Below are 24,052 nucleotides of genomic sequence, written 5' to 3'. Positions count from 1 at the left end.
TTGACGGTCACATGTTGACGGTCACGTGTTGACGGTCACGTGGAGACAAAGACGCCAAACACGACCAATCCGGTTCCGCCGGGCGGGGGAGAGGTGGCGCCGTCAGTGGCCCGCAGTGGGGGCGGGGCCCTGCTCGCGCACCGCCCACGGGGAACCGTACGCCGTGAGCAGGTCGAGGAACGGCACCGGCGGCAGGGCCTCGGGGCCGAGGACGCCGGACCCGGACCAGGCGCCGGTCGCGAGGAGTTCGAGCGCCACCACCGGGTTCACGGCGGTCTGCCAGACGACGGCCTGCGAGCCGTACTCACGCATCGACCACTGGTTGTCGACCACGTGGTAGAGGTACACCTCGCGCGGTCGGCCGTCCTTGGTGCCCTTCACCCACGTACCGGCGCAGGTCTTGCCCGTCATCCGGTCCCCGAGCGTCGCCGGGTCCGGCAGGCAGGCGGCGACCACGTCGCGCGGCGAGACCCGTACTGCGGCGCCGTCCTCGCCGCGGACCGCGACCCGGTCGGTGGAGTCCAGCCCCAGGGCGTGGAGGGTCTTGAGCTTGCCGATGAAGTCGTCGCCGAGACCGTACTTGAAGGTGACCCGTCGGGCGCCGACCCAGCGCGGGACCAGCAGGACCTCCTCGTGTTCCACGTTGACGCACTCGACCGGCCCGATGCCCTCGGGGAAGTCGAAGACCTCCGGCTCGCTGAACGGCTCGGTGGTGAACCAGCCACGCCCGCTCTCGTACACCACGGGCGGGTTCAGGCACTCCTCGATCGTCGTCCAGATGTTGAAGGACGGGGCGAAGTCGTAGCCCTCGACGGTGAGGTTCGCACCGTCGCGGATGCCGATCTCCTCGATGTCGTCGAAGAGCTCGTCGGCCGCGTAACGGGCGAAGACGTCCGACAGGCCGGGCTCGACCCCCATGCCGACCAGCGCGAGGCGGCCCGCCTTCTCCCAGTCCGGAGCGCGTTCGAACTGCTCGTCGCCGAGCTTGACCCCGCACTCGGCGTGCGGGCGGTCCGGGTGCGGGCGGGAGAGGGACATGGCCATGTCGACGTAGTGGCTGCCCGCCGCCAGCGCGGCGTCGAACAGGGGCATCACGAAGCGCGGGTCGGTGGCGTTCATCAGGACGTCGCAGCCGTGCTCGGTGAGCAGTGCGGTCACCGCCGCCTCGTCGGAGGCGTCGACCCGGCAGGGGCTGAAGCGCTGCTCGTCGGGCCCCAGCCCCGTGACCGCGGTCTGCGCGCGGGCCAGGTCGTAGTCGGCGACGACGAAGTGGTCGAAGAAGTCGCGACGGGCGGCGATCTTGGTGATCGCGCTCCCGACACCCCCGGCACCCACCAGCAGAACACGCATGTCTTGGTCCTTTCTCGACGAGGCGTGCGCCTCTGGGGACTGATGGAACCGGGCGTCCCGAGTTAAGGTCAATGGTGTTGGCATAAGACGGGGACGTTACGGAGGCGGGCGGCGATGGCGAAGGACGTGGTTCCGGAGGAGGCGCGCAGGCGGCGACGCCCGACCCGGCAGGGGACGGTCCTCTCCGAGCGGCTGATCGTCGAGACGGCCCTGCGGATGGTGCGCGAACACGGCAGCGCGGGCCTGTCCGCCCGGCGGCTCGGCGCCGCCCTCGGCGCGGACCCCAGCACGCTCTACCGGTACTTCGAGGGCATGGACGGTCTGACCCTCGCCATCGGCGAGGAGCTGATCGGGCGGGCGCTCGCCGGCTGGACCCCGACCGGCCGGTGGCGCGACGACCTGCGCGCCCTCGGACTGCGCATCCACGGCGCGTACCTCGCCCACCCGCAGGCCGCCCTGCTGACCGCCAGCCGGGTGACCGGCCGGCCGCGCGAGATCGCGGCCGACGAGGCGATCCTGGGCATCCTGCGCGGGGCGGGCTTCGCTGACGAGGACGCGGTACGGATCTACCACGCCTACATCGACCAGAGCCTGGCCTTCGCGGCGCTCGACGCGGGACCGCTCGCGCTGACGGAGCAGGCCCGCGCGTCGGACGAGGAGCGGTGGGAGTCGACGTACGCCCGCCTGCCGGCCGAGGAGTACCCGAACATCGCGGCCACCGCCGCTCTGCTGGCCGCCCGTATGCCGCACAGCGCCTACCCGGTCGCCCTGGATATGCTGCTGGAGACGGCGGAACGGCAGCTGGCGGACGCGGGCTCCGAGGCCTGACCCGGGACGGCGGAGGCGGGTGGGCTTATGCCAACACCATTGACCCTCCGGGCGGCGCACCGGTTTCCTCATCGCATCCACGCCCCGTTGCACGGACGCCCCGTTCACACAGCACCAGTGAGGGACCATGGTCGAAGACACCCCGCGGACGCCGGCCGCCACACTCAGACCGAACGCGATCGGGTTCGCCGACGCCCTCGCCATCGGGCTCAACGCCACCTCGCCGGCGTACTCCCTGGCCGCCGTGATCGGGCCGATCGTCGCGCTCGTCGGCGTACACGCTCCCGGGGTCATGCTCGCGTCCTTCGTACCGATGGTCCTCATCGCTTCCGCTTTCTACTACCTCAACCGGTCCGATCCCGACTGCGGCACGACCTTCTCGTGGGTGACGCGTGCGCTGGGACCCACCGCCGGCTGGCTCGGCGGCTGGGCGATCACCATGACCGGCGTCCTGGTCGTCGGCTCGCTGGCCGACGTGGCCGTGAACTTCGGGCTCCTGGCCGTGGGACTGGACGGCTGGGCGGGCGACACCCTGATCCGGCAGGCGCTGACCGTGCTGGTGATCGTGGTCATGGCGGCCCTGTGCGTACGGGACACCCAGGCGGCGGCCCGGCTGCAGAACGTCCTCGTCCTGCTTCAGACCCTCTGCCTGTTCGTCTTCGCGGCGGTGGCCCTGTACCGGGTGTACGCCGGTACCGCCTCCCTCGGCGCCGTCCGGCCGGCCGCCGGCTGGCTCGACCCCTTCGGGGCCGGCGGGACGGCCCTGACGGGCGGACTGCTCCTCGGCGTCTTCGTGTACTGGGGCTGGGAGTCGGCCGTGAACCTCACCGAGGAGACGAAGGACCCCTCCTCGGCGCCCGGCCGGGCCGGCATCTGGTCGACCGTGGTCCTCCTGGCCACCTACGTCTCCGTGGCCTTCGCCGTCGTCGCCTACGCCGGCACCGGATTCCTGGCCGCGCACGCCGACGACGAGGAGGCCGTCTTCGCCTCCCTGGCCCACCAGGCCCTGGGCGGCTGGGACTGGATCGTCCTTGTCGCCGTCGCCACCTCGGCGCTCGCCTCGACCCAGACGACGATCATCCCGGCCTCTCGCACCGCGCTGTCCATGGCGCGCCGGCACGCCCTGCCGAGCCGCTTCGGGCTGATCCACCCACGGTTCCGCACGCCCGCCGTCAGCACCTGGTGGGTCGCCGGCACGGCCACCGTCTGGTACCTGCTCATCCACCGGATCAGTGAAAACGCCCTTGCCGACTCCCTGACCGCCCTGTCCTTGCTGATCGCCTTCTACTACGCCCTCACCGGCATCGCCTGCGCCGTCTACCACCGCCGTCGGCTGACCGCGGGAGTACGCGAGTTCCTGCTCATCGGGGCCGGCCCGCTCGTCGGGGCGGGCCTGCTGGTGTGGCTCCTCGCCGAGGCGGTGGCCGACATGGCGGATCCGGCCAACTCCTCCGGCGGAGCGGCCTGGTTCGGCCTCGGCCCGCCGCTGGTCATCGCCCTCGGCCTGAGCCTGGTCGGAGTGCTGCTGATGCTCGCCCGCCGAGCGGCGTCCGCCACGTTCTGGGCCGAACGCCCCACGCCCTGCCCGCCCCCGGCCCCGGCTCTGGCTCCGGCCCCGCCCCCGGCCGCGTTCCGGCGGGGCGGGCAAGTCCGGCGGTGACCGGGAGGAGCGCGAGGCCCATGAGGAGGTTGGTGAGGGCGCGGACGACGGCGCGGAAGGCATCCAGGCGTTCTTTCATGCGCTGGACGCGTACGGCGGTGTGTTGCGGGGAGAGTGCCGTCGCCTGGGTGACTTCGGCGCGGCTCAGCTGTCCGGCTTCCGGCCACCACAGGGACAGCAGGGTGCGGTCGTCCTCGTCCATCCAGCGGGTCGCTTGGGCGACCTCGGCCCGCTGGCCCTTCAGACCGAGGTGCAGGATCGTGAGGTCGACGAAGTCGGCGCCCGGGTCGGCGAACGCCTCGTCCTCGGTACCAACCAGCGGACCAACCGAAAACGGCGCGGTAACAAGGGCGGCCGGCCCACGGGTTAGACAACGAGATCTACAAACGCCGCAACGAAGTCGAGCTGACGATCAACCGGCTCAAGAACTCCCGGGCAGTCGCCACCCGCTACGACAAGAGGGCCTACGTCTTCCACGGCACGGTCACCGCGGCCGCGACCGCGGTCCGCCTATGGCTCAAGGCATGAGCCCAGCCTAGGCCGCCGCCTCCAGAGCGTCGGCCCGTCGGCCAGGACCGGCGGCGATGTCATCCCGGTCAGGCCCGTGAAGATAGAGGGCTTCGGCTGCTGCTCGCATCAGCGCCGGGTCGTCAGGCCGCTGCAAGAGCACGAGCCGGTTGGTACTCGTCGCCGTAGACGCACCGGGGGCGCTCTGTCAGTGTGCTGTGCATGGATCGGAGCCTATGCCCCCCATGATCCGCCGGACAGAACCTGGGGGACACCCGCTGTCAGTTCGCCTCCGGTCCGAACCGGCGCTTGTATGCCGACGGTGTGATGCCGGTCGTGCGGCGCATCAGTGTGCGCAGATTGGCAGCGGTGCCAAGCCCGCTGCGTCGCGCGACCACTTCAAACCGGGACTCGCCTCGCTCGATCAACCGGCACGCCAGAGCGAGCCGTTCCGCCGTGAGCCATGCCAGCGGCGTCGTGCCCAGTTGCGCCTGGAAGCGGCGATGCAGAGTCGCCGGACTGACCGCCGCACGCGCCGCGAGGCCAGGGACAGTGAGTGGTGAGTCCAACCGTTCCTGAGCCCAGACCAGGACAGGCGACAAGGACTCGTCCGGCAGGTCGGGCATGGGACGTTCCACGAACTGCCGCTGCCCACCGTCCCGGTGCGCCGCGAAGACCAGCCGCCGACTCACAGAGTTGGCGACCTCCGCGCCGTAGTCGCGTCGGACCACATGCAGCCCGAGATCGAGCGCAGCTGCACTCCCTGCCGCGGTGAGGATGTCACCGTCATCCACGAACAGCACGTCGGTTTCGAGCTGGACCGCGGGGAAGCGGGCCCGGAAGGAGTCCGCCCACTGCCAGTGGGCGGTGGCTCGGCGCCCGTCGAGGACTCCGGCCTCGGCCAGGGTGAAGGCGCCGCTGCAGAAGCCGACCAGGCGCGCACCGCGGGAGTGTGCCCGGCGGACGGCATCGAGTACGGCGGGACGGCGGGGGACTTCGGTGTCCGGACGGTTGGGGACGATCAAGGTGTCCGCCGCGTCAGCCGCTTCCAGGCCGGCGACTCCCGTGAGCGTGAAGAATCCGTCTCGCATCGGGGTGCGGGGGTCGGGGGAACAGAGCCTGAAGTCGTAGAGATCACGGCCGATCTCCGGTCTGCGCAGACCGAAGACCTCGGTCGCGCACCCGAGCTCGAAGGGGTTCGAGTTCTCGTCCACGATCACGACGACCCGGTGTACGCCCGCCTCGTTGGCTGCGTGCGAGGATTCTTTCGCCATGTGCAATTCCTAGCACTCACGGCGGCCATGCGAAACGGCTCAGGATGGGCCCATGAGCAGCGAACCCATTTCCCTCAGCAAGGCTCTGGCCTCCTTCGATGCCCTGTGGAGCCCCCGCATCGTCACGCGCGTCAATGACTATGACGTCCGCATCGCCAAGGTCGAGGGCGAACACATCTGGCACGTCCACGACGACACCGATGAGTTCTTCCTGGTACTCGACGGCGAACTGCACATCTCCCTGCGCGAGCCCGACGGGGAGCGCACGGTCCTGCTCCCGCAAGGGTCGGTCTTCACCGTTGCCCGAGGCACAGAGCACAGGCCGTACGCTCCGTCCGGCGCCGCCATCCTCATGTTCGAGCCCACCGGGACACCCTCTGTGGGTGATCGCCACGACGAGATCCCTGAGCATGTCGATTCAACGACCGGGCACGCCCTCACCACGTGACCGACAGGCTGCTCAGCCTGTCACCGGGCCGGTCAAGAGGCCATCTCATTGGGCGAGTCGACGGGTGCGTTCGACGACCCATCTGAGACCTCGTGAGGGCTGGATGCCGCGGCGGGCGATGCGGTGGATGACGCCGCGTCCGCGGGTCAGGTCGTGGGTGGAGCCGAGCAGCGCAGGCGAGGTCCGCGACAGGCGGCCGAACGGGTCGATGAAGACGTGGATGTTCATGCCGTGCTGCTCGTTGGCCGGGCGGTCAGACGCCGCAAAACACCGGGTCCCGATCTTCTGCCGCAGCCTGGCTGTCGGACGCCCGGTCAGGAACCGCAGGGTGCGACTGGACAGGTCGATCGAGGACGGGTGGACAAGCACGCGAAGCTCTTGGCGGACACGGGTGATCTCCGTCGAGAGCCCGTCTACCAGGAGCTTCGTCGTTCCGCAGTTCCGTCCAACACGTGTGACGGACAGTGCAGTTGGCCGGTTGAGCGTTGACCGGGCAGGTGCGCCGTATCCCGTGCGGGGCGCCTCGTTCTACTCCACCGGCTGGCACCAGGCGGCGACGAGATCCTGGAAGCCCGAGAAACGGGTGCCGGGAACAGTCTCACCACTGAACGTCTCGCCGTTGAGCCAGCAGATGTCGAAGATGTCGGTCTCGGTGTCGAGGAGGCAGCACACACCACCGGTGGTGGCGGTGAGGTCGGTGAATACCTTCCTGACACTGGCGGACTGCACGAACATCCGGCTCATGCTCGAGGTGGCGGCGGTGAACTGCAGTGACGCGAAGTTCGGGTGCCGTGCGGGGGAGAACCTGACCGTCAGATAGATGTATCCGACCGCCACCCGTCCCTGCTCGTCGGCCCTGTCGGAATCGCGGAGGAAGAACTCGCGCACCGCGTCGTCGACGCCGATGACGATCGAGGTGTCCAGCTCGAGCGAGCCGCCTGCCGAACAGTCGACCGGTTCGCTCTTGAACTTCGAGGTGAACGGCACGATCAACTGCTCTCCGCCTGGCAGGGTCACCGGAAGCGGCGGCGTCTCGCGGCCTTGGGGAGCGAGCTCGGCCAGCCGGGTGAGCGCTCCCGCAACGTTCCGAAGGGGCATGAAGATCTCATAGCTGTAGTCCAGCCCCATACCGTCCCGCCTCCCCTGTCCTGACCCGGCATCCTGTCATGGTCGGGATCGATCGCCCAGTGGATTGCAACGTGGCTGGCTTCGTCCGGACGCGGCAACGAGGCGCTCAGTCACAACACGCGGCCACCGCCGCCAGGTTGAAAATGGCTCACTGTGTACCCAGAGATCCGCCGACTGGCGCAGCGGAGTTCTGTAGCCCACGAGGGGGATCCACCAATCCCCGGCGAACAGCCTAGTGAAGCCTCGCCTGGCCCTCCGCGTCGTAGAGCTAGTCCGTGGCTGCGGTGGCTTCGGTTACCCTGCCGAGATTGCCCCCCGCTGTCCAGGCCAGGGTCTGGGAGGTCGTGCTGCCCGGGGCTTCCAGGCGTTTGGTGGTGTGGCCCGTCGCAAGGACCGCTGCCGCCGGTCGTACCGCCGTGGGTGGCACCCCCCGCACCGACACCCCCGCCCTCCGACTGCCAGGCCGACGACGTGCAAGTCGACTGCATGGTCGACGTTGACATGGGCGACATCGTCACCGACCCCTTCCACTGGATGAACTCGGTCAACGGAGCGAACATCGCAGCACTCGCCTACGCGAGCCTGGCGAGTCGGAAAGACTTTCTGAAATCACCTCCCCCAAGATGCAAGAAATGACTTCTGCGGTTCGGTGGGTCAATCGGGCCCCTGCGCGCGCCCTACTCGATGAATTTCCCAACCCTACGGGCTGGTTGAGGAGCCTGTTGATTTCCGCCCCGTCGGCCCACGTGACCGACGGGGCGGAAGAGCGCGCCCACAAGGTGGGCCACTGGGTTGCATCTTTCGGAGTCCACGGGTGCGCTGCCCCTCGTGCCCGCTGGTGGCTCCGTACCTTCGTATTGGCCTGTTGGTCCGCTGGAAACAGGCCACCCCTGGGACGGGCGGACTTACCGGGTTCGGCCCGCGCCCCGGCTCGCGGTGTTCAGTCCTGGTAGTAGTCGGTGAGGACGCAGCCCTTGACCAGGGCGGGTTCCTTCCGGAAGCCGCTGGGCGGGTTGAAGTTCGGGTGGCAGTTGAGCATGAGCAGGCCGGCCTCGGGTTTCAGCAGGGCGCTCATGGCGTCGGAGCTCTCGGACCCCATGGCGAAGTCCTGGCCGACGACGATGCCCTGGTTGGGGTTGCCGCTGCCCTTTTTGGCGTCGGTCTCGGCCTTGAAAGCGGTCTGGAAGGCCTTGGGGTCCTTGATCAGGACGATGGTGGTCACGCTGCGCCTGCCGCAGTAGCCGGTCTCGGTCACGGAGAAGGAAGGCCCGAACTTGGTGTCCGGGCCCTCGCTCGGGCCGCCGTTCTTGGGGGAGGGGCTGACCGGGTCACACGGGGTGTATCCGTTGATGAAGCGGGCGGCGGCAGCCATCGTGCCTGCCTTGGGCAGCTTTTGGAACGCGGTTCCGTCCTTCGGGGCGTTCCCGTTGACTCCGCCGTTCTTCGTCGGGTTGTCCAGGGTGCCTTCGCGCGAGCCGCCGTCCGTGCCCGTATCGACTCCGGCCCCGGAGCCGACACCGCCCACGGTCGGGTTCTCACCACCCCCGCACGCCGTGGAAAGGAACAGGGCGGCGACGGCTGCGGCCGACGCGATGAGTGACTTGGTGCGCATGTGTGCCGTCCACGAGTAAATGACCTTGGGCGACGGCGACCCTACGTCGATCGTCATGTACGCGGCAACTCGCGCGGCCCAGCCACGGGGGTCTGCGAGCGATCCGGTGTCAGGACCCCTCTCGGTGCTGGCGGCGGTCATACCCGTACCCGTACCGACCAGGCATGGGCCGCCGGGCGTACGCCACGGTCGGCGAAGCCGACCGCACCCAAGGACGCGAACTCTTCGTACGCAGAATGCAGTTCGGTGCGGGCGTGCTGCTTGCTGCGCTGCCTGCGCAGCCACTCGCCGTACAGGAGCCCGGTGTGGGCCTTCTCCGTGCGCAGCGGGGTCGTCGCGAAGCGGGCGCGGATCCATCTCTGCAGGTGGCGGATCCATCCCTGCAGGTGGAGGGTGGGCCTCCAGTAGGCGTTGATCTGGGCTTCCAGTGCCCGGGGCTGTTCGTGGACGGCCGTGAGGGAACGGGCCAGGGACGGGATCACGGTGTCGAGCGTGCCGGTCCCGGGCACGACGAGGGTCTGCTCGTCCAGGTCGGTAAGGACGTCGTCCATCAGCCGGTGGACCATGCGTCGGGCCTTGGACTGGATGAGCTCGACGGGGCGTCGCGGCCAGCCTTTCGCAAGGCGGCCGGAGATCCGCAGCGTTCCAGCAGCCAGGTGACTGCCTGGTGATCGAGACGGGAGCCCACGACGCGTTCGAGGCTGGGGTGCAACTGGGTGAGCAGGCTGCGTACCCGGTTGCTGGTGCGGGTGGCCTCGGCGGCGAGGTCCTGGTGGAAGCCGGTGAGCACGGTGAGCTCGGCGGTGATCTCGTCGGTCAGTTCCAGCGAGCGCAGGGTGTGGGGCATGGTGCGGGCGGCATCCGCGATCACCGCCGCGTCCTTCGCGTCGGTCTTCGCCTCGCCGGGGCAGAGGTCGGCGATCCGCCGCATCGCCAGTCCCGGCACATCTTCGACCACGCGGGCTCGTACGAGCAGACCTCCGACTACGTCGTCCCCCACTCGCGCCTCGATGTTTCGCCTCCCTGCTTGCCGCCCGCCCCGGCGACGAAACACCGCGGTGGCCGCGCAGGAGGCTGCGGCCGCGGAGCCCCCCGCCAGCCTGCCGCGGTTGGCGACGCACCTGGAGGTGCACCGCAGCTTGATGCTCGCCTGCTCCGGCGACCTCGTCGGCGGCACCGCCCACGCCCGCGCCGGCCTCGATGACCTCCCGCCGGAGAAGCACTCCCTGCCGAGCGAGCCTGAGCACGGTGAGGAGAGCCGGCAGCGCCTGCAGCAGGGCTCAGGGGGTGGTCTCGGCGGGTGGCCCACGATCCCGGCGGTAGTGGTGCGCGCCTGCCCGGATGGCAGTGCACCCCTGCACATCCTGGTCCGCAGCCCCGCGCACCGGTCGCGGCCATCCTGCGGGACCGAACCGGCCGGAGCGTGATCGCCCCGCGACGCCTGCCGCGGGTGCCACGCGCGGCCGACCGGGTGGGGGAGGGGCCGGGTCAGGCCCACTGGTGGTGCGGATACGGCGGGTGCAGGTGCGGGTGCGGCAGGGGGCGGGTCGTGACGAGGGCCCTGGCGTGCTCCACCAGACCGGTGGACGCGCCGATGGGACGCGCGGGCGATCGCGTCCTGGCCCGGCGGATGTCCTCGCCCATCCGTACGAGGGACTCCTGCGCGCAGGCCTCCCGCAGGCGCGGGAAGAGGTTCTCCTCCTCGTCCCAGACGTGCGCGGTGACTTCGGCCCGGAGGGCCGCGACGAGCGGATCGAACTGCGGACCGTCGGCGTCGAGGCCTTCGAGGTCCTTGAGGATCTTCTCCATCCGGGCGTGCTCGGCGATCTCGCGGTCCGCGATGAGATCGCCGTCCGGGAACACCTCCCGCAGGGTCGGGTAGAGGTGCTCCTCCTCGGTGACGGTGTGCCGGACCAGTTCGATCGTCAGCCGCTCGGCCGCCGTCTGCCGTTCCGCCGGGGGAACGGCCCGCTCGATGATGTCGAACGTCTCGTCCATCTCACGGTGGTCCGCGGTCAGTTCGGTGATGACGTCGGCTGCGTCTGCCATGGCTCAACTCCGTCCGTCGAGGATCGCGGGCCGGCGCGGACCGCCGACCGGCTGGCGCGTCTACCCCGTCCCCGGCCCCGCTAACGGCCGCTCGGCCATCCGTGTGCCCCGCGTGTTAGCCGGGCGCCGGAGCGGGCAGGCGCCAATTAGGAGCGAACGCGTACCCGTCCGAGGAGGCACCGATGAAGGCATCGGCCGTCGCGTACAAGCCCGTGGGGCTGGCTCTGGGCGCCCTCGGAGGCGCGCTGGCCGGCGTCGCGTTCAGGCAGCTGTGGAAGGGGCTCGGCCACGAGGACGACGCACCGAACGCCACCGACGAGGATCGTTCGTGGCGGGAGATCCTCATCGCCGCGGTCCTGCAGGGCGCCGTCTTCGCCGCGGTCAAGGCGTGCATCGACCGGGGCGGCGCCGTGGCCGTCCGCCGCCTCACCGGCACCTGGCCCGACTGACGCGCCGGGCGGGCCCCGCCGCCGGCGGCCGGCGCGTTACGTTGCCCGTGCCGCGATCGGCGAGCTGTTCAGCGCGCCGGAAGTCGGCGGTGCCCGGCCGCGTGACGCGCCGGAGCGCGCGGTGCCCGAGGTACCGGTCGGCGTCCCGGCTGCTTCGTGATCGACCCCGACGACGAGGGAGGCGACGCCGCGAGGGGCGGTGGCAGGTGCCGCGAGCCCGGTCTGATGGACACGACACCCCCGGGGCCGCGGCACCCGCGGCCGAGGCGTGCGGGGCGGCCTTCGACTGGTTCACCGGCGTGCGCCCCGGCGAGCCCGCGGTGCTGTGCACGCAGCGCGCCAACGACCGCGCGATGCGCCTCGCGGCGCGGCTCGGCTTCCCGAGGTGGAGCGGTTCGTGGATGCGGCGCCGAACAGTCATTAGGCGAGCGCGCGCTGCCCGACCACGCCTCCGCCTGATCCGGCGCGGCGCGAGCCGCAGGATCTGCGGTGGGAGGGCGTCACCGCCGCGAAGCCTTCCGAATTCGTCGAACCACGCACTCCGGTTTATGCTCCGACGGGTGCGTCCGCCTCTCTGTTCGGGGTTCGAGCGGATGGACCCCACCCCGCGCGAGACGTTTCAGGAGTGCAGTGTTGATCGGGCGTCAGCAAGAACGGGCGGTCATCGCCGAAGCGCTCTCCTCGCGGACGGCCGCGGCCTGCGTGCTGCTGCTCGGCGAGGCCGGGGTCGGCAAGACCCTGCTGCTGGACACCGCTGTCGACGAGGCCGAGCGGGCCGGGGCCCGGGTGCTGCGGGTCCGCGGCAACGCCGCCGAGACCGAACTCGCCTTCGCGGGACTGCACCAGCTGCTGCTGCCCGTACTGGACGGGGCGGACGCCCTGCCGGTACGTCAGCGCACCGCGCTGCTCGGCGCCTTCGGGCTGGGCGACGACCCCACCCCGCCCGACCTCATGATGATGAGCCTGGCCGTGCTCACCCTCACCTCGCACGTCGCCTCCACCGGCCGGCTGCTGCTCGCCGTGGACGACGCCCAGTGGCTCGACCACGGCAGCCTCCAGGTACTCGGCTTCCTCGCCCGGCGCCTCGCGGGCGAGTCGATCGCACTGCTCGTCGCCGCACGCGGCTCCCACCGCCCCGACTGGCTCGACCCCGCCGTCCCGCAGGTGGTGGTGCCCGCGCTGGCGCCCGCCGAGGCGGAGGAACTCCTCAGCGCCCAGCCGGATCCGCCCGTCGGACCGACCCGGCGCCACGTGCTCGCCACCGCCGCCGGCAATCCGCTGGCCCTCGTCGAACTGGCCCGGCAGGCCGCGCGGGACGGCCGGCTCCCGGCGCTGGGGCCCGTACCGGTCACGGACCTGCTGGAGCGGACCTTCGCCGCCCAGGTCGACGAGCTGCCCGAGGCCACCCGCGGCGCGCTGCTGGTCGCGGCCGCCGCCGAGGGCGCGGGCCTGGCCGCCGTACTGGCCGCACTGCCGCCCGGCACCGACATGGAGGTGTGGCTGCCGGCCGAACGCTCCGGACTGGTACGGCTCCACGCCGACCGCATCAACTTCCGTCATCCCCTGATCCGTTCGGCCATCTACGGCGCTGCGCCCTTCGCCGAGCGGCGCCGCGCCCACCTCGCCCTCGCCGCCGTACTCGACCATGACCCCGACCGGCAGGCCTGGCAGCTCTCGGCCGCCACCGTGGCACCCGACCCGGCGGTCTCGGCCGCGGTCGAGGGCGCCGCCCTGCGCGCCGTCGCCCGCGGCGCCATGGCCGAGGCCCTCGCGGGCCTGGAACGGGCGTCCCAGCTGAACCCGGACGCGAGCGAGCGGACGCGCCTGCTGTCGACCGCCGCCTACGCCGCCATCCTGGTCGGCGACATCGGCCAGGCGGAGGCCCTCGCCGCCCAGGCCACCCCGCTGGCGGCGGACCCGGCGGCCGCGGGCTGGATCTCCGCCCTCGGCGGGCTGGTGGAGATGATGAGGATGCGGATGGACCGGGCGTTCGCCCTCGTCGTCCCCGACGAGCTGCCCGGATCGGCCCGGATCGACATGGGCGTGTCCACGATCGCCACGGGCATCGTCCACCACTCCGGGATCCCCGCCCAGCGCGCGCGGATCCTGCCGATGCTGGCGGCCAGGGACGCGGACGGCGCCATGGCCACGCACCCCTTCCACCTGTGGGACACCGGCGTCACCGATCCGTTCGTCCACGGTCCCGCGATCCGCGCGCACCTGCCCGCCGTCACCGCCGCACCCGGCATGGCCCCCACCGAGATCCACACCCTCGGCGTCCTGTGCCTGCTGCTCGACGAGACCGAGACCGCCGTGAGCCTGCTCGGCGAGATCGTCAACCCGCAGTGGGAGGACGCGGACGCCTTCCACGCCGGGATGACGGCCGCCGACCTGGCCCTGGCCCATCTCGACAGCGGCCGCTGGGCGGACGCCCGGCTCGGCGTCGAGCGACTCGCCGGACGGTTCCTGGCGGGCCGGCAGACCCTGGGGTCCGCGCGGGCGCTCTCGGTCCTCGCCACCCTGTCCGCACTGGCCGGGGAACCCGGCACGGCCCTCCAGCAGGCGGCCGCCGTACTGGCCGCCACCGAACCGGCCCGCGCGCTCGCCACCGTGGTCCGCGCCCGCCGCGCCGCCGGCCTCGCGGCGACGGCCCTCGGCGACCACACCGCCGCCCACCGGCACCTGCGGGCGCTCTTCGACGCATCGGGCGAACCCGTCCACTACCACCTGTCCTGCTACGCCGTCGCCGACCACGCGGCCGCCGCCGTCCTCACCGGTCACGCCGACGACGCCCGCGCCGCCCTGGACCGGGTACGGGCCACCGTCGGCGACGGGGCCTCGCCACGGCTGCGGCAGATCCTGCTGCGCGCCACCGCGCTGCTGGCCGAACCCGCCGCGGCCGGCGCGTCCTTCCGGGACGCGCTGGAGGACCCGGCCGGACGGCGCTGGCCCTTCGAACGCGGCCAGACGTGGCTGGAGTACGGCGAATGGCTGCGCCGGCAGCGGCAGATCGCCGAGGCCCGGGCGGCCCTGGCCGAGGCCCGCGAGATCTTCGACGGGCTGGGCGCCGTGCACTGGGGCGCGCGGGCCGAGGCAGAACTGCGGGCCGCCGGCGTCGCCGTCGAGTCCACCCGGCCCAGCGCGCTGCGGTCCCTGACCCCGCAGCGCCGGCGGATCGTCAGGCTGGCGGCGCAGGGCCTGACCAACCGGGAGATCGGCGAGCGGCTCTTCCTGTCGCCGCGGACCGTGGGCACGCACCTCTACCAGGCGTTCCCGGTCCTGGGCGTGACCTCGCGCAGTCAGCTGCGCGACGTCGTCGAGCGGGAGCCGGGCGACTGAGCGGACCGGTGGGAGGCGGCCACCGGGCCGGGGCGCCGCGTCCGGGCACGACGCAAGTCATGTGACGGATGGCAACGGAGCCGTCCGGTCCGAGAGTGGGAACAGCAACGACCGCACCGCCCCTCGGAGCCCCTCATGTCCGTCGTACTGTCCACCTCACCGCTGTCGCCCGCCGAACGGGCGGACTACTGGCACAGCTTGGTGTCCGGCACGTTCATCCCGCTCGACGTCGAACTGCACGAACGCGAACCCGCGGCGGCCACGATCGCCACCCGGCGGCTCGGACCGCTGCAGATCTCCGTGGTCGAGGCCGGCCCGCAGACGGTGTCGCGCAGCGCACGCCGGATCTCCCAGGGCGGTGCGGAGTACCTGACCGTCACCCTCCACCAGCGGGGCACCGCCAGACTCACCCAGGACGGCCGCCAGGCCCTCGTGAGACCGGGCACCTTCACCTGCTCGGACGCCGGGCGGCCCTACCGCAGGGAGCAGCCGGACGACTTCCGCTTCACGGCGTTCCGGGTGCCGAAGCAGGGGCTGGGGGTCTCGGACGACGACCTGCGGGCCGTCACCGGCACCCTCTTCAGCGGCAGTTCCGGCACCTCGGGGCTGGTCGCCGGATACCTCGCCCGGCTCGCCGAACAGGCCGACGGCTTCGATCCGTACACGGGCCACCAGCTCGCCCTGACCACGGCCGACCTGCTGGCGGTGCTCGTCCGGGAGCGCCGGGGGCTGCTGGACCCGCGGGCGCCGGAGGTCGCGCGGGGCATGCTGGCCCGCGTCAAGGAGTACGCCCTGCGCCACCTCGGCGACCCGGGGCTCTCGCCCGAGCGGATCGCGACCGCGCACCACGTCTCGGTGCGGTACCTGCACAAGCTGTTCCGCTCCGACGGGACCACGGTGGGCCGCTGGATCCACCGCGAGCGGCTGGAGCGGTGCCGGCGCGAGCTGTCCCGCCCCGCGGCAGCGGCGGTGTCCGTGTCGGCGGTGGCCCAGCGCTGGGGCTTCGTCAGCCCCTCCCACTTCAGCCGGGCCTTCCGCGCGGCGTACGGGATGTCGCCCCGGCAGTGGCAGGCCGACGCCCGGACCCGGAGCGGCCCGGGCCCGGGCGCGGCCTGAAGGACGGGCGTCCGCGGAGGACGGGCGTCCGCGGAGGACGGCCCGCGCGCCGGCTCCGCCTCACAGGGTGCGGCGTACGCCCGCCTGCCGCTCCACGTCGCGCAACTGCACGGCCAGATCGCCCTCGACGGCCAGGTGGGCCGGCCCGCTCCGGCCGATCGGCAGCACCTCTTCGCTGCGCATGTCCTCCAGCATCAGCGCGAACGCCGCGTACCCGGCCACGAGCGCCACCACGATGCCGAGCGCACCCGCGGTGCGCGTGAGCCACTCGGCCCCGGTCGGCCCGGCCAGTCCGGTCGCCGCCCAGCGGGGCAGCGAGGCCACCAGCACCAGCCACAGGGCGCGTTTGGGCCGGGTCACCGCCGCCATGAGCGCCCCGAAGCACAGGAACGCCAGGTTGAACACCCCGAGCACCCTCGGCCCGCCGGCCGCCCCCGTGGCCATGACCAGTGCGTACGCCAGCCAGCTGCCGGCGAAGGTACCCATGAGGGTCGCCGCGATCACGTCCCGGGCTCCGAAGGCCAGGACGCTGACCAGGAGCTGCAGCACGAAGGCGGGCAGGACGCACAGGGCGACCGCCCGGCGGTCCTGGGCCTCCAGGATCCCGAGCTGGAGGCAGCCCGTCATCACCGAAGCGAGCGCCACGGTGAAGAAGCCGAGGGGCATCGGCGAGGCGATCGGGTGCAGGTTGATCCGGGTCATCGAGCGGAGGTCCGGTTCGTGGCGGCGTTCGGGCGGACCGCCCCCGGGATCCGTACTCGTCTGCGGGCCCTCCTCCCGGTGCGGCCGCATCAGTGCGCGAAACACGGGTCGACGGGGTCCGGTGCCGGCCCCGGGACGGGGGCGTCGGCGCGGGCGGCGCGCCATCTGCGGTGCCGTTCGGACTCGGCGACGGCCTCCGCCATCGCCTCGGCCTGCCGGGCCCCGTCGTCCGCGTACCCGCCGAAGTGGGCCACCGGGCTCCACGCCGGGCCGACCGGCGTAAGGGGCTCGTCGAGGCCCGCGTACTCGGCCTCCGCGTGGACGATGCGCCCGCCGACGACGGTGAGCACCGATTCGATGTCGGGGATGGCGGCGTCCGGCACGGTGAAGAAGTCCTGCGACAGGACGGCCAGGTCCGCGTAGTACCCCTCCCGCAGGACGCCCTTGACCTCCTCCTCCCCGGTGAGGCGTGCCCCGCCCCGGGTGTAGAGGCCGAGGGCCTCCTCCCGGTCCAGGAGGTTCGCGGCCGGGTAGAGGGCCGTACCGCCGACCGTGCGGCCGGTCACCAGCCAGTGCAGGGCGACCCACGGGTTGTACGAGGACACGCGCGTGGCGTCCGTTCCGGCGGCGACGGTCAGGCCGCGTTCCAGCATGGCCCGCACCGGTGGCGTGCGGGCGGCGGCCTCCGCCCCGTACCGGTCGAGGAAGACGCTGCCCTGGAAGGACATCCGGTTCTGCACGGACACGGCGCCGCCGAGGGCGCGGATGCGGTCCAGGCTCCGGTCGGAGACGGTCTCCGCGTGGTCGAACAGCCAGCGGCCGCCGCCCGGGAACAGTCCCTCGGCGGCGAGTCTCTCGAAGACCGCGAGATCGCGGCGGATCGTCTCGTCGTACGTCGCGTGCAGCCGGAATCCCCAGCCGTGCTCCAGCAGCAGCCGGACGGCCTGCTCGAACTCCGCCTCGTAGCCCGGGGCGAGCGCGGGCCGGGGTTCGGCGAAGTTCTCGAAGTCGGCCGCGGCCCAGGTCAGGTTCTCACCGGCGCCGGCCAGCCGGAGCCATGCGTCGCCGTCCCCGGGCCGGACGGTCTCGGTCCAGCGCCTGAGGTCCGCGAGTTCCTGCCCGGCCGTCTGCGGGAAGAGGTAATAGGCGATGCGCAGCGAGAGCTCGCCCGAGCGGGCCAGGTCGACGACGGTCGCGTAGTCGTCGGGGAAGCTCTGGAAGCCGCCGGCCGCGTCGACGGCGGAGGTGAGGCCGAAACGGTTCAGCTCCCGCAGGAAGTGCCGGGTGGAAGTGCGCCGGTCGGCTGCGCCCAGAGTCGGGGCCTTGGCGAGGGTGGAGTAGAGGAGCAGGGCGCCGGGAGCCGCCAGCAGGACTCCGGTCGGCTCGCCGTCGCGGCCGCGCACGATCTGGCCGCCCAGCGGGTCGGGCGTGTCGCGGGTGTATCCGGCGGCCCGGACGGCGGCCCGGTTCATCAGGGCGGACTGGTAGAGGTGCAGGACGAACACGGGGGTGTCGGGCGCCGCGGCGTTCAGTTCGGCCACGGTCGGCATCCGGCGCTCCGCGAACTGTTCGGCGGTCCAGCCCCCGACGACGCGGATCCACTGGCCGCGCGGGGTGCGGCCGGCCTGCTCGCGCAGCATGGCGAGGGCCCGGCGCAGGCTGCGTACGCCGTCCCAGCGCAGCTCCAGCACGTAGTTCAGGCCGCCGCGGATGACGTGCAGGTGCGAGTCGTTCAGTCCGGGGACGATCCGGCGGCCGAGTGCGTCGACGACCCGGGTGGCGGGGCCGACGAGGCCGGCGAGTTCGTGGTCGTCGGCGCCGAGGGCCGCGATGCGGCCGTCCCTGACGGCGACGGCGCGGGCCGCGGGCCGGTCGGGGTCGCCCGTGAAGACCTTGGCGTTGCGCAGGACGAGATCGGCCGCGGGCCCGTCCTGGGGCCGGGCGGCCGGGCGCATGCCGACGACGGGCATGCTGACGGCCCCGCCGGTGGTGGTGCCGGTGCCGGTGCCGGCGCTCATGCCAGCGCCTCGCGCAGGGTGTCGACGGCCAGTCCGACGGCGAGGGTCGCCGCGGCGCTCTCGCGCAGGGCGTCCAGCATGACGAAGTCGTGGATGGTGCCCAGCGCCCGCAGGGCGGTCACGGGCACCCCGGCCGCCCGCAGCTTCGCCGCGTACGCCTCGCCCTCGTCGCGCAGGACGTCGGCCTCGGCGGTGATGACCAGGGCCGGCGGAAGGCCGGCGAGCTGCTCGGCGGAGGCCCGCAGCGGGGAGGCGGTGACCTCCTGGCGCTGGGCCGGGTCGGTCGTGTACTGGTCCCAGAACCAGCGCATGGCGTCGCGGCGCAGGAAGTACCCCTCCGCGAACCGGAGGTAGGACGCGCTGTCGAAGGAGGCGTCGGTCACCGGGTAGAAGAGGACCTGCTGGACGAGGCGGACGTCGCCGCGTTCCTTCGCCATCAGGGTCAGGGCGGCGCTCATGTTGCCGCCCACCGAGTCGCCGGCGCCGGCGAGGCGGCCGGCGTCGAGGCCGTGCCGGTGGCCCTCGCCGGTGATCCACTGCGCGACGGCGTAGTTCTGCTCGATGGCGACGGGGTAGCGGGCCTCGGGGGAGAGGTCGTACTCGGGGAAGACCACGGCCGCGCCGGTGCCGACGGCGAGTTCGCGCACCAGCCGGTCGTGGGTGCGGGCGTTGCCGAAGACCCAGCCCGCGCCGTGGAGGTAGAGGACGACGGGGAGCGGACCGGTGGCGCCGCGGGGGCGGACGATGCGGGTGCGGACCTCACCGGTGGGGCCGCCGGGCACGGTGAGCCACTCCTCGTCGACGGGCGGGAGGGCGACCCCCGCACCGTTCTGGACGTCGTCCACGGCCCTGCGGCCCTCGGCGACGGGGATCTCGTGGAGGAACGGGGGCCGGGCGGTGGCGTCGGCGAAGGCCTGGGCCGCGGCCTCCAGTACGGGTCGGCTCGACATGCTGGGACTCCTTGGGGAGGCGGGGAGGTGGGGGAGGTGGCGGGCGCCGCGGGTGCGGGGCCCGGGAGCGCGCCGGTGGCCGCTCCCGGGCGGGAGAGCCACCGGCGCGCCGGAGCGGGGACGGCTCAGCCGAGGAAGTCGAGGAGGGCGGCGTTCACCTCGTCGGCGTGCGTCCACAGCAGGCCGTGCGGGCCGCCGGGTACGGTCGTCAGCTCGGCCCCGCGGATGCTGCGGGCCAGCGGGACGGCGGTGGAGTCGATCGGCAGGGTGCGGTCGGCGTCCCCGTGGATGATCAAGGTGGGGACGTCGATGCGGGGGAGGTCCGCGCGGAAGTCGGTCAGCCAGGCCCGGACGCAGTCCAGGGTGCCCTTGGCGGACGCGCCGACGGCCACGTTCCAGCTCGCCCGGACGGCCTCCTCGCTGATCCGCTCGCCGCCCAGGACGTCCACGTTGTAGAAGTCGGCGAGGAAATCGGTCATGAACGCGAACCGGTCGGCGCGGATGGCCTCCTCGATGCCCTTGAAGACCTCGCCCTCGACGCCCGCCGGGTTGTCCTCGGTCTTGAGCAGGAAGGGCGGGACGACACCGATCATGACGGCCTTCGCGATCCGCCCGGAGCCGTACGTCCCCAGGTACCGGGTCACCTCTCCGGTGCCCATCGAGAACCCGACGAGGACGGCGTCCCGCAGGTCCAGGGCGGTCAGGACCCGGTCGAGGTCGGCGGCGAAGGTGTCGTAGTCGTAGCCGTCGGAGGGCTGGTCGGAGCGCCCGAAGCCGCGCCGGTCGTAGGTGACGACCCGGTGGCCGGCGGCGAGCAGCGCGGCGGTCTGCTTCTCCCAGGAGGCGCCGTTGAGCGGCCAGCCGTGGATCAGCACGACCGGGCGGCCGGCGCCGTGGTCCTCGTAGTAGAGCTCGACGGGGGCGGAGTTGCCTTCCGCGACCTTGATGTAGGGCATGCGTGTGCTCCTGTGCGGGAGAAGGGGAAAGGGAAAGGGGAGGGAGGGATCAGGGACGGGGACCGGCGGGGTCCCGGTGCAGGACGAGCCGGGTGAGCAGTCCGCTGCCGACTCCTGCGGTCAGGACGAGGGCGGTCCACCACAGCGGGTAGGGCGCGAGGCCGAGCGCCCGGTCCAGGGACCAGGCCCCGGGGCCGGTGGCGGCCAGTGCGGCGGCGGTGCCGATCAGGACGAGCGGGTACTCGTAGCCGTCGTCCTGCACCCACAGACCGTTGTGCCACTTCACGGTGACGGCGACGGTCATCACCCCGATGGCGCCCGTCGCGGCGAGCGGGGTCAGCAGTCCGGCGGCGAGCAGCACCCCGGACCCGATCTGGCCGCCGCCCGCCGCGAGGGCGGTGAGGCTCCCGCCGCGGAAGCCGTCGGCCCGGAACTCCCGGGCACCGCCGTCCAGTCCCCGGCCGCCGAGGTGCCGGCTGACCTTCTGGACGCCGTGGCCGGCGATGAGCAGGCCGATCAGCAGCCGCAGGAGGAGCAGACCGGTGTCCGGGGAGTTCATCCGGCGGCGTGCGCGCCGATGACCGCCTGCGCGTAGACGACGCCGAGGCCGTACGCGCCCGCGTGCTCCTTGACGATCTCCATGACGGCGCCGTAGGTCTCCGAGCGGGCCCAGTCGCGCTGGAGCTCCAGGAGCACCTGCACCCAGGTGACCGGGACCGCTCCGGCGGCGAGCATCCGCTGGAGGGCGTGCTCGTGGGCGGCCGGGCTCACACCGCCGGAGGCGTCGGTGACCACGTAGACCTCGTATCCCTGGGCCAGCGCCGAGAGCGCGGGCAGCACCAGGCAGACCTCGGTCCACAGACCGGAGAGGACGATCTTCCTGCGGCCGGTGGCCCGGACCGCCTCGACCAGCGCCTCGTCCTCCCAGGCGTTCATGCTGGTGCGGTCGACGGCCTTCTGGCCGGGGAACACGGCGGCCAGCTGCGGCAGCAGCGGCCCGGAGAAGGACTCGGCGGCGACGGTCGTCAGGACGGCCGGCACGTCGAACGCGCAGGCCGCCTTGGCGAGCCCGACGGTGCTGTTGATGATCGCGGCCCGGTCGCCGCTGCCCGTACCGAAGAACATCTGCGGCTGGTGGTCGACGAAGAGCATGACCGAGTTGTCGGGCGTGAGCAGGTCCGCGCTCGGGGCGGCGTGTACCTGGGCGATGTCGAACACGAGGGTGTTCCTTTCTGAACCGGGCGGAAGAGGTGGTGGCGGAGGCCGCCGGGGCGTTCCCGCGGCCGGCCACCCCGGCACCGTAGATCCGTGCTGATCGGCCCAGTTGCCCGTGTGCGCCCGGCGACTTGCCCACCGGTGCACCGCCGTTCGCGGTGGGGCGGAGGGCAGCGCCCGCGACGGGGATGAGGATCGGCCATATCAGTGGCGTGATATGCACCTTAATTGGATCACGACATCGTGCTTGGATGGCGCCGCCGCAGTAATTCGTTTACCGCTTAACGGTTTTGACGAACCGGAGGTAACTCCGCGAAGCGTCCGGGTCACGGAGAAGGGAGAAAAAGCCGACGGGAAGGAATTGCCGCATCCGTCGACTCGACTTCCGCAAGATCCGTTATGTAGTGTTCCAGCTATTCACCGCCCAACGGGGGGCGGACGGCGACTTCGGGATTGGTCCGGACTATTTCCGGCGTGTGACGGTCCCGCAGAACCGGCAGACCACCGCCCCCGCCGCGCTCCCTATTGGGGGAATGCGTGTCCCGACACGGGGGATCAATCATCCGGTTCCAGCTTTTGGGGCCCTTGAGCATTGCGCACGGCCCCGAAACCGTCGTTCTCAAACCGTCCAAGCCGACCAGTCTTCTCGCCGCACTTCTGCTGCACCCGAACACGGTGGTGTCGACCACCTACCTGCTGCGCGCCGTGTGGGACGAGGAACCGCCCGCCACGGCCCGCGCCGCGCTGCAGACGTGCGTCCTGCGGCTGCGCCGGCTGTTCGCCGAATACGGCATATCCGCGACCACCATCGAGGCCGTACCGGGCGGTTACCGGATGCGCAGCGACACCGGCACCCTCGACCTCGTGCAGTTCCGCGCGCTCGCGGCCGGGGCCGAGGCGGCGGACGACCCGGGGGAGGAGCTCTACCGGCTGCGCGAGGCACTGTCCCTCTGGCACGGGCAGCCCCTCGCCAACGTCGCCTCGCGCATGCTCCAGCACGACGCCGTGCCCGCCCTCGAACAGGAGCGGCTGCGCGTGCTGGAGCGCGTCTGCGACCTCGAACTCGCCGCCGGGAACTGCCATCAGGTCCTGGTCGACCTGTACGAGAGCGCCCGCCGGCACCCGGTGCGCGAACGCTTCACCGAGCAGCTCGTCGAGGCGCTCTACCGCACCGGGCGGCAGGCCGAGGCGCTCGCCGAATACCGCACGGTGCGCGACCGGCTGCGGGACGAACTCGGCATCGATCCCGGACCGGGACTGCGCCGCCTCGAACTTGCCATCCTGCGCGCCGAGGACCTGGCGCCCGCCCCGCCGCGCCCGGCCCTGTCGAGCCCCGCCCCGCCGGAGCCCGCGGGCACCCCGGCCGCGGCCGGGGCGCTCCCCGCGCCGCCCGCCGGTACGACCGCCGCGGGCCGGCCGGTGCGCGCGGTACCGCCCGTGCCCGCCTTCGCCGGGCGCGAAGCCGACCGCCGGGCCATGGCCGCCCGCCTCACCGCCGCCCACGGCCCGCGCCTGGTCGTCGTCTCGGGCGCGCCGGGCATCGGCAAGTCCGCGCTCGCCCTGCAGACCGCGCACGAGGTGCAGGGGGCCTTTCCCGGCGGGGTGTTCACCCTCCGGCTGGCCCGGCCGGACGGGACCCCGGTCACCGCCGAGGAGGCGGCGCGGCTCCTGCCGGAGGCGACCGGCGGCCGTCGCCTGATCGTCATGGACGGCGCGGCCGGAGCCGGTCAGGTGCTGCCCCTGCTGCCCGCCGCGGACGACGACGCCGTCCTGGTCACCAGCAGGCGGCAACTGGCCGCGGTCGTCGCCACGCACGGCGGCGCCGTGCACCGGCTCGACGTGCTCCGGCCCACCGACGCGCACGCGCTCCTCGCCGGGCTGGTCGGCGCCGAACGCATCGCCGCCGAGCCGGCCGCGACCCGTGAACTGGCGGCCACGTGCGGGCACTTCCCGCTCGCCCTGCGGATCGCCGCCGGACGGCTGCTGACCCGGCCCGGCCTGTCGGTCGCGGACTGCGCGGCCTGGCTCGCCGAGGACCCCCCGGCGCGGCTGGCGCTCGCGGAGGACAGCGGACTCTCCGTACCCGCGGTGCTGGGCCGGGCGCTCGACGCACTGACCCCCGAACTGCGGCAGGCGTTCCTGCGGCTCGGCGCACGCGGGGCCGCCGCGGACCCGTCGGCCGGTGAGAGCGAATCCGTACTCGAACAGCTCGTGGACGCAGGGCTGTTGGAAGACGGACCGCCCGGCCCGTACCGCCTCCACGACCTGCTCCGCATCTACGCGCGTTGGCGCGTGCGCACGCACGGGACGGCGGCCCCGGCCGCACCCCGCTGACCCGCCAGGCCCGCACCGCCCCGCCCGCCCCTCGCTCCTCCCCGCCCTCCCCGGCCCCCCCCAGCACCTCCCCGCTCCAGGCTTCCTCCCCGATCCCGCCCAGACCGCACCCAGGGG

20 protein-coding genes and 3 pseudogenes are annotated in these 24,052 nt (G+C 72.6%); 9 read left to right on the top strand and 14 right to left on the bottom strand.

Features of this window, described 5'->3' with window-relative positions:
• Positions 1-102: 102 nt before the first annotated feature.
• Positions 103-1,350: a saccharopine dehydrogenase family protein gene (locus tag AC2RP6_RS05810; RefSeq protein WP_486445183.1), complete on the bottom strand. Its 1,248-nt coding sequence runs from the start codon at positions 1,348-1,350 to the stop codon at positions 103-105.
• A gap of 114 nt (positions 1,351-1,464) precedes the next feature.
• Between AC2RP6_RS05810 and AC2RP6_RS05805 the strand changes: the two genes are divergently transcribed.
• Both AC2RP6_RS05805 and AC2RP6_RS05800 read left to right on the top strand, forming a co-directional pair.
• The gene (locus AC2RP6_RS05805; protein ID WP_486445182.1) at positions 1,465-2,178 is read left to right on the top strand and encodes a TetR/AcrR family transcriptional regulator; all 714 of its coding nucleotides are present in this window, start codon (positions 1,465-1,467) and stop codon (positions 2,176-2,178) included.
• Positions 2,179-2,305: 127 nt separating this feature from the next.
• Positions 2,306-3,838 (top strand): APC family permease, encoded by a 1,533-nt coding sequence (locus AC2RP6_RS05800; RefSeq protein WP_486445181.1) that lies wholly within the window; start codon positions 2,306-2,308, stop codon positions 3,836-3,838.
• Between the two features lie 34 nt (positions 3,839-3,872).
• Here the strand turns inward: AC2RP6_RS05800 and AC2RP6_RS05795 are convergent.
• Positions 3,873-4,127: pseudogene (locus AC2RP6_RS05795) on the bottom strand (sigma-70 family RNA polymerase sigma factor); the annotation flags it as partial.
• 24 nt (positions 4,128-4,151) lie between these two features.
• On the opposite strand from AC2RP6_RS05795, the pseudogene AC2RP6_RS05790 reads away from it, so the two are divergent.
• Positions 4,152-4,366, top strand: a pseudogene (locus tag AC2RP6_RS05790) (IS5/IS1182 family transposase); the annotation flags it as partial.
• Positions 4,367-4,626: 260 nt separating this feature from the next.
• Here the strand turns inward: AC2RP6_RS05790 and AC2RP6_RS05785 are convergent.
• Positions 4,627-5,619: a GlxA family transcriptional regulator gene (locus AC2RP6_RS05785; RefSeq protein ID WP_486445180.1), complete on the bottom strand. Its 993-nt coding sequence runs from the start codon at positions 5,617-5,619 to the stop codon at positions 4,627-4,629.
• A 52-nt stretch (positions 5,620-5,671) separates the two neighbouring features.
• On the opposite strand from AC2RP6_RS05785, the gene AC2RP6_RS05780 reads away from it, so the two are divergent.
• Complete coding sequence (locus AC2RP6_RS05780; protein WP_486445179.1) at positions 5,672-6,067, top strand: cupin domain-containing protein; 396 nt, start codon at positions 5,672-5,674, stop codon at positions 6,065-6,067.
• A gap of 45 nt (positions 6,068-6,112) precedes the next feature.
• Here AC2RP6_RS05780 and AC2RP6_RS05775 read toward each other — a convergent pair whose 3' ends face one another.
• The 4 genes and pseudogenes from AC2RP6_RS05775 to AC2RP6_RS05760 form a co-directional block, all read right to left on the bottom strand.
• Positions 6,113-6,295 carry a hypothetical protein gene (locus AC2RP6_RS05775; RefSeq protein WP_486445178.1) on the bottom strand — a complete coding sequence of 61 codons (183 nt, stop codon included), beginning with the start codon at positions 6,293-6,295 and terminating at the stop codon, positions 6,113-6,115.
• Positions 6,296-6,595: 300 nt separating this feature from the next.
• A complete protein-coding gene (locus AC2RP6_RS05770) occupies positions 6,596-7,195 on the bottom strand; it encodes a hypothetical protein (RefSeq protein ID WP_486445177.1) in 600 nt (199 codons plus the stop codon).
• Positions 7,196-8,135: 940 nt separating this feature from the next.
• Entirely contained in the window at positions 8,136-8,807 is a 672-nt protein-coding gene (locus tag AC2RP6_RS05765; protein WP_486450581.1) for a hypothetical protein, read from the bottom strand.
• A 390-nt stretch (positions 8,808-9,197) separates the two neighbouring features.
• A pseudogene (locus AC2RP6_RS05760) lies at positions 9,198-9,753 on the bottom strand (IS110 family transposase); the annotation flags it as partial.
• Positions 9,754-9,916: 163 nt separating this feature from the next.
• Here AC2RP6_RS05760 and AC2RP6_RS05755 point away from each other — a divergent pair.
• Positions 9,917-10,234 carry a hypothetical protein gene (locus AC2RP6_RS05755; RefSeq protein WP_486445176.1) on the top strand — a complete coding sequence of 106 codons (318 nt, stop codon included), beginning with the start codon at positions 9,917-9,919 and terminating at the stop codon, positions 10,232-10,234.
• Between the two features lie 61 nt (positions 10,235-10,295).
• Here the strand turns inward: AC2RP6_RS05755 and AC2RP6_RS05750 are convergent, their stop codons facing one another.
• Positions 10,296-10,856 carry a hemerythrin domain-containing protein gene (locus AC2RP6_RS05750; protein WP_486445175.1) on the bottom strand — a complete coding sequence of 187 codons (561 nt, stop codon included), beginning with the start codon at positions 10,854-10,856 and terminating at the stop codon, positions 10,296-10,298.
• Positions 10,857-11,038: 182 nt separating this feature from the next.
• Between AC2RP6_RS05750 and AC2RP6_RS05745 the strand changes: the two genes are divergently transcribed.
• The 3 genes from AC2RP6_RS05745 to AC2RP6_RS05735 all read left to right on the top strand — a co-directional run bounded on the left by AC2RP6_RS05745 (position 11,039) and on the right by AC2RP6_RS05735 (position 15,760).
• Entirely contained in the window at positions 11,039-11,305 is a 267-nt protein-coding gene (locus tag AC2RP6_RS05745; RefSeq protein ID WP_486445174.1) for a DUF4235 domain-containing protein, read from the top strand.
• 633 nt (positions 11,306-11,938) lie between these two features.
• Positions 11,939-14,644 (top strand): AAA family ATPase, encoded by a 2,706-nt coding sequence (locus tag AC2RP6_RS05740; protein WP_486445173.1) that lies wholly within the window; start codon positions 11,939-11,941, stop codon positions 14,642-14,644.
• Between the two features lie 135 nt (positions 14,645-14,779).
• Complete coding sequence (locus tag AC2RP6_RS05735; protein WP_486445172.1) at positions 14,780-15,760, top strand: AraC-like ligand-binding domain-containing protein; 981 nt, start codon at positions 14,780-14,782, stop codon at positions 15,758-15,760.
• Positions 15,761-15,820: 60 nt separating this feature from the next.
• Here the strand turns inward: AC2RP6_RS05735 and AC2RP6_RS05730 are convergent, their stop codons facing one another.
• From AC2RP6_RS05730 to AC2RP6_RS05705, 6 genes are all read right to left on the bottom strand, one after another.
• Positions 15,821-16,462, bottom strand: a complete 642-nt coding sequence (locus tag AC2RP6_RS05730) for a GPR1/FUN34/YaaH family transporter (protein ID WP_486450230.1) — start codon at positions 16,460-16,462, stop codon at positions 15,821-15,823.
• 89 nt (positions 16,463-16,551) lie between these two features.
• Positions 16,552-18,480, bottom strand: coding sequence for an amidohydrolase (locus tag AC2RP6_RS05725; RefSeq protein ID WP_486445171.1), 1,929 nt, complete (start codon positions 18,478-18,480; stop codon positions 16,552-16,554).
• On the bottom strand, positions 18,477-19,430 hold the full coding sequence (locus AC2RP6_RS05720; protein ID WP_486445170.1) for an alpha/beta hydrolase: 954 nt from the start codon (positions 19,428-19,430) through the stop codon (positions 18,477-18,479). The genes AC2RP6_RS05725 and AC2RP6_RS05720 overlap by 4 nt, the downstream gene beginning before the upstream one ends.
• A gap of 125 nt (positions 19,431-19,555) precedes the next feature.
• Positions 19,556-20,386, bottom strand: coding sequence for an alpha/beta fold hydrolase (locus tag AC2RP6_RS05715; protein ID WP_486445169.1), 831 nt, complete (start codon positions 20,384-20,386; stop codon positions 19,556-19,558).
• Between the two features lie 49 nt (positions 20,387-20,435).
• The gene (locus tag AC2RP6_RS05710) at positions 20,436-20,945 is read right to left on the bottom strand and encodes a DoxX family protein (protein ID WP_486445168.1); all 510 of its coding nucleotides are present in this window, start codon (positions 20,943-20,945) and stop codon (positions 20,436-20,438) included.
• Complete coding sequence (locus tag AC2RP6_RS05705) at positions 20,942-21,604, bottom strand: hydrolase (RefSeq protein WP_486445167.1); 663 nt, start codon at positions 21,602-21,604, stop codon at positions 20,942-20,944. The genes AC2RP6_RS05710 and AC2RP6_RS05705 overlap by 4 nt, the downstream gene beginning before the upstream one ends.
• A gap of 582 nt (positions 21,605-22,186) precedes the next feature.
• Here AC2RP6_RS05705 and AC2RP6_RS05700 point away from each other — a divergent pair.
• Entirely contained in the window at positions 22,187-23,935 is a 1,749-nt protein-coding gene (locus AC2RP6_RS05700; RefSeq protein WP_486445166.1) for an AfsR/SARP family transcriptional regulator, read from the top strand.
• Positions 23,936-24,052 lie beyond the last annotated feature (117 nt).

It is taken from the genome of Streptomyces sp. WAC03905 (genome assembly GCF_057371075.1).
This window is presented reverse-complemented; position numbering and strand designations above follow the sequence as displayed.

Coding starts and splice junctions, on each gene's coding strand:
- AC2RP6_RS05735 (WP_486445172.1), top strand. CDS start 14,780: ATGTCCGTCGTACTGTCCACCTCACCGCTGTCGCCCGCCGAACGGGCG.
- AC2RP6_RS05725 (WP_486445171.1), bottom strand. CDS start 18,480: ATGAGCGCCGGCACCGGCACCGGCACCACCACCGGCGGGGCCGTCAGC.
- AC2RP6_RS05800 (WP_486445181.1), top strand. CDS start 2,306: ATGGTCGAAGACACCCCGCGGACGCCGGCCGCCACACTCAGACCGAAC.
- AC2RP6_RS05805 (WP_486445182.1), top strand. CDS start 1,465: ATGGCGAAGGACGTGGTTCCGGAGGAGGCGCGCAGGCGGCGACGCCCG.
- AC2RP6_RS05715 (WP_486445169.1), bottom strand. CDS start 20,386: ATGCCCTACATCAAGGTCGCGGAAGGCAACTCCGCCCCCGTCGAGCTC.
- AC2RP6_RS05780 (WP_486445179.1), top strand. CDS start 5,672: ATGAGCAGCGAACCCATTTCCCTCAGCAAGGCTCTGGCCTCCTTCGAT.
- AC2RP6_RS05710 (WP_486445168.1), bottom strand. CDS start 20,945: ATGAACTCCCCGGACACCGGTCTGCTCCTCCTGCGGCTGCTGATCGGC.
- AC2RP6_RS05765 (WP_486450581.1), bottom strand. CDS start 8,807: ATGCGCACCAAGTCACTCATCGCGTCGGCCGCAGCCGTCGCCGCCCTG.
- AC2RP6_RS05785 (WP_486445180.1), bottom strand. CDS start 5,619: ATGGCGAAAGAATCCTCGCACGCAGCCAACGAGGCGGGCGTACACCGG.
- AC2RP6_RS05810 (WP_486445183.1), bottom strand. CDS start 1,350: ATGCGTGTTCTGCTGGTGGGTGCCGGGGGTGTCGGGAGCGCGATCACC.
- AC2RP6_RS05770 (WP_486445177.1), bottom strand. CDS start 7,195: ATGGGGCTGGACTACAGCTATGAGATCTTCATGCCCCTTCGGAACGTT.
- AC2RP6_RS05730 (WP_486450230.1), bottom strand. CDS start 16,462: ATGACCCGGATCAACCTGCACCCGATCGCCTCGCCGATGCCCCTCGGC.
- AC2RP6_RS05775 (WP_486445178.1), bottom strand. CDS start 6,295: ATGAACATCCACGTCTTCATCGACCCGTTCGGCCGCCTGTCGCGGACC.
- AC2RP6_RS05720 (WP_486445170.1), bottom strand. CDS start 19,430: ATGTCGAGCCGACCCGTACTGGAGGCCGCGGCCCAGGCCTTCGCCGAC.
- AC2RP6_RS05745 (WP_486445174.1), top strand. CDS start 11,039: ATGAAGGCATCGGCCGTCGCGTACAAGCCCGTGGGGCTGGCTCTGGGC.
- AC2RP6_RS05750 (WP_486445175.1), bottom strand. CDS start 10,856: ATGGCAGACGCAGCCGACGTCATCACCGAACTGACCGCGGACCACCGT.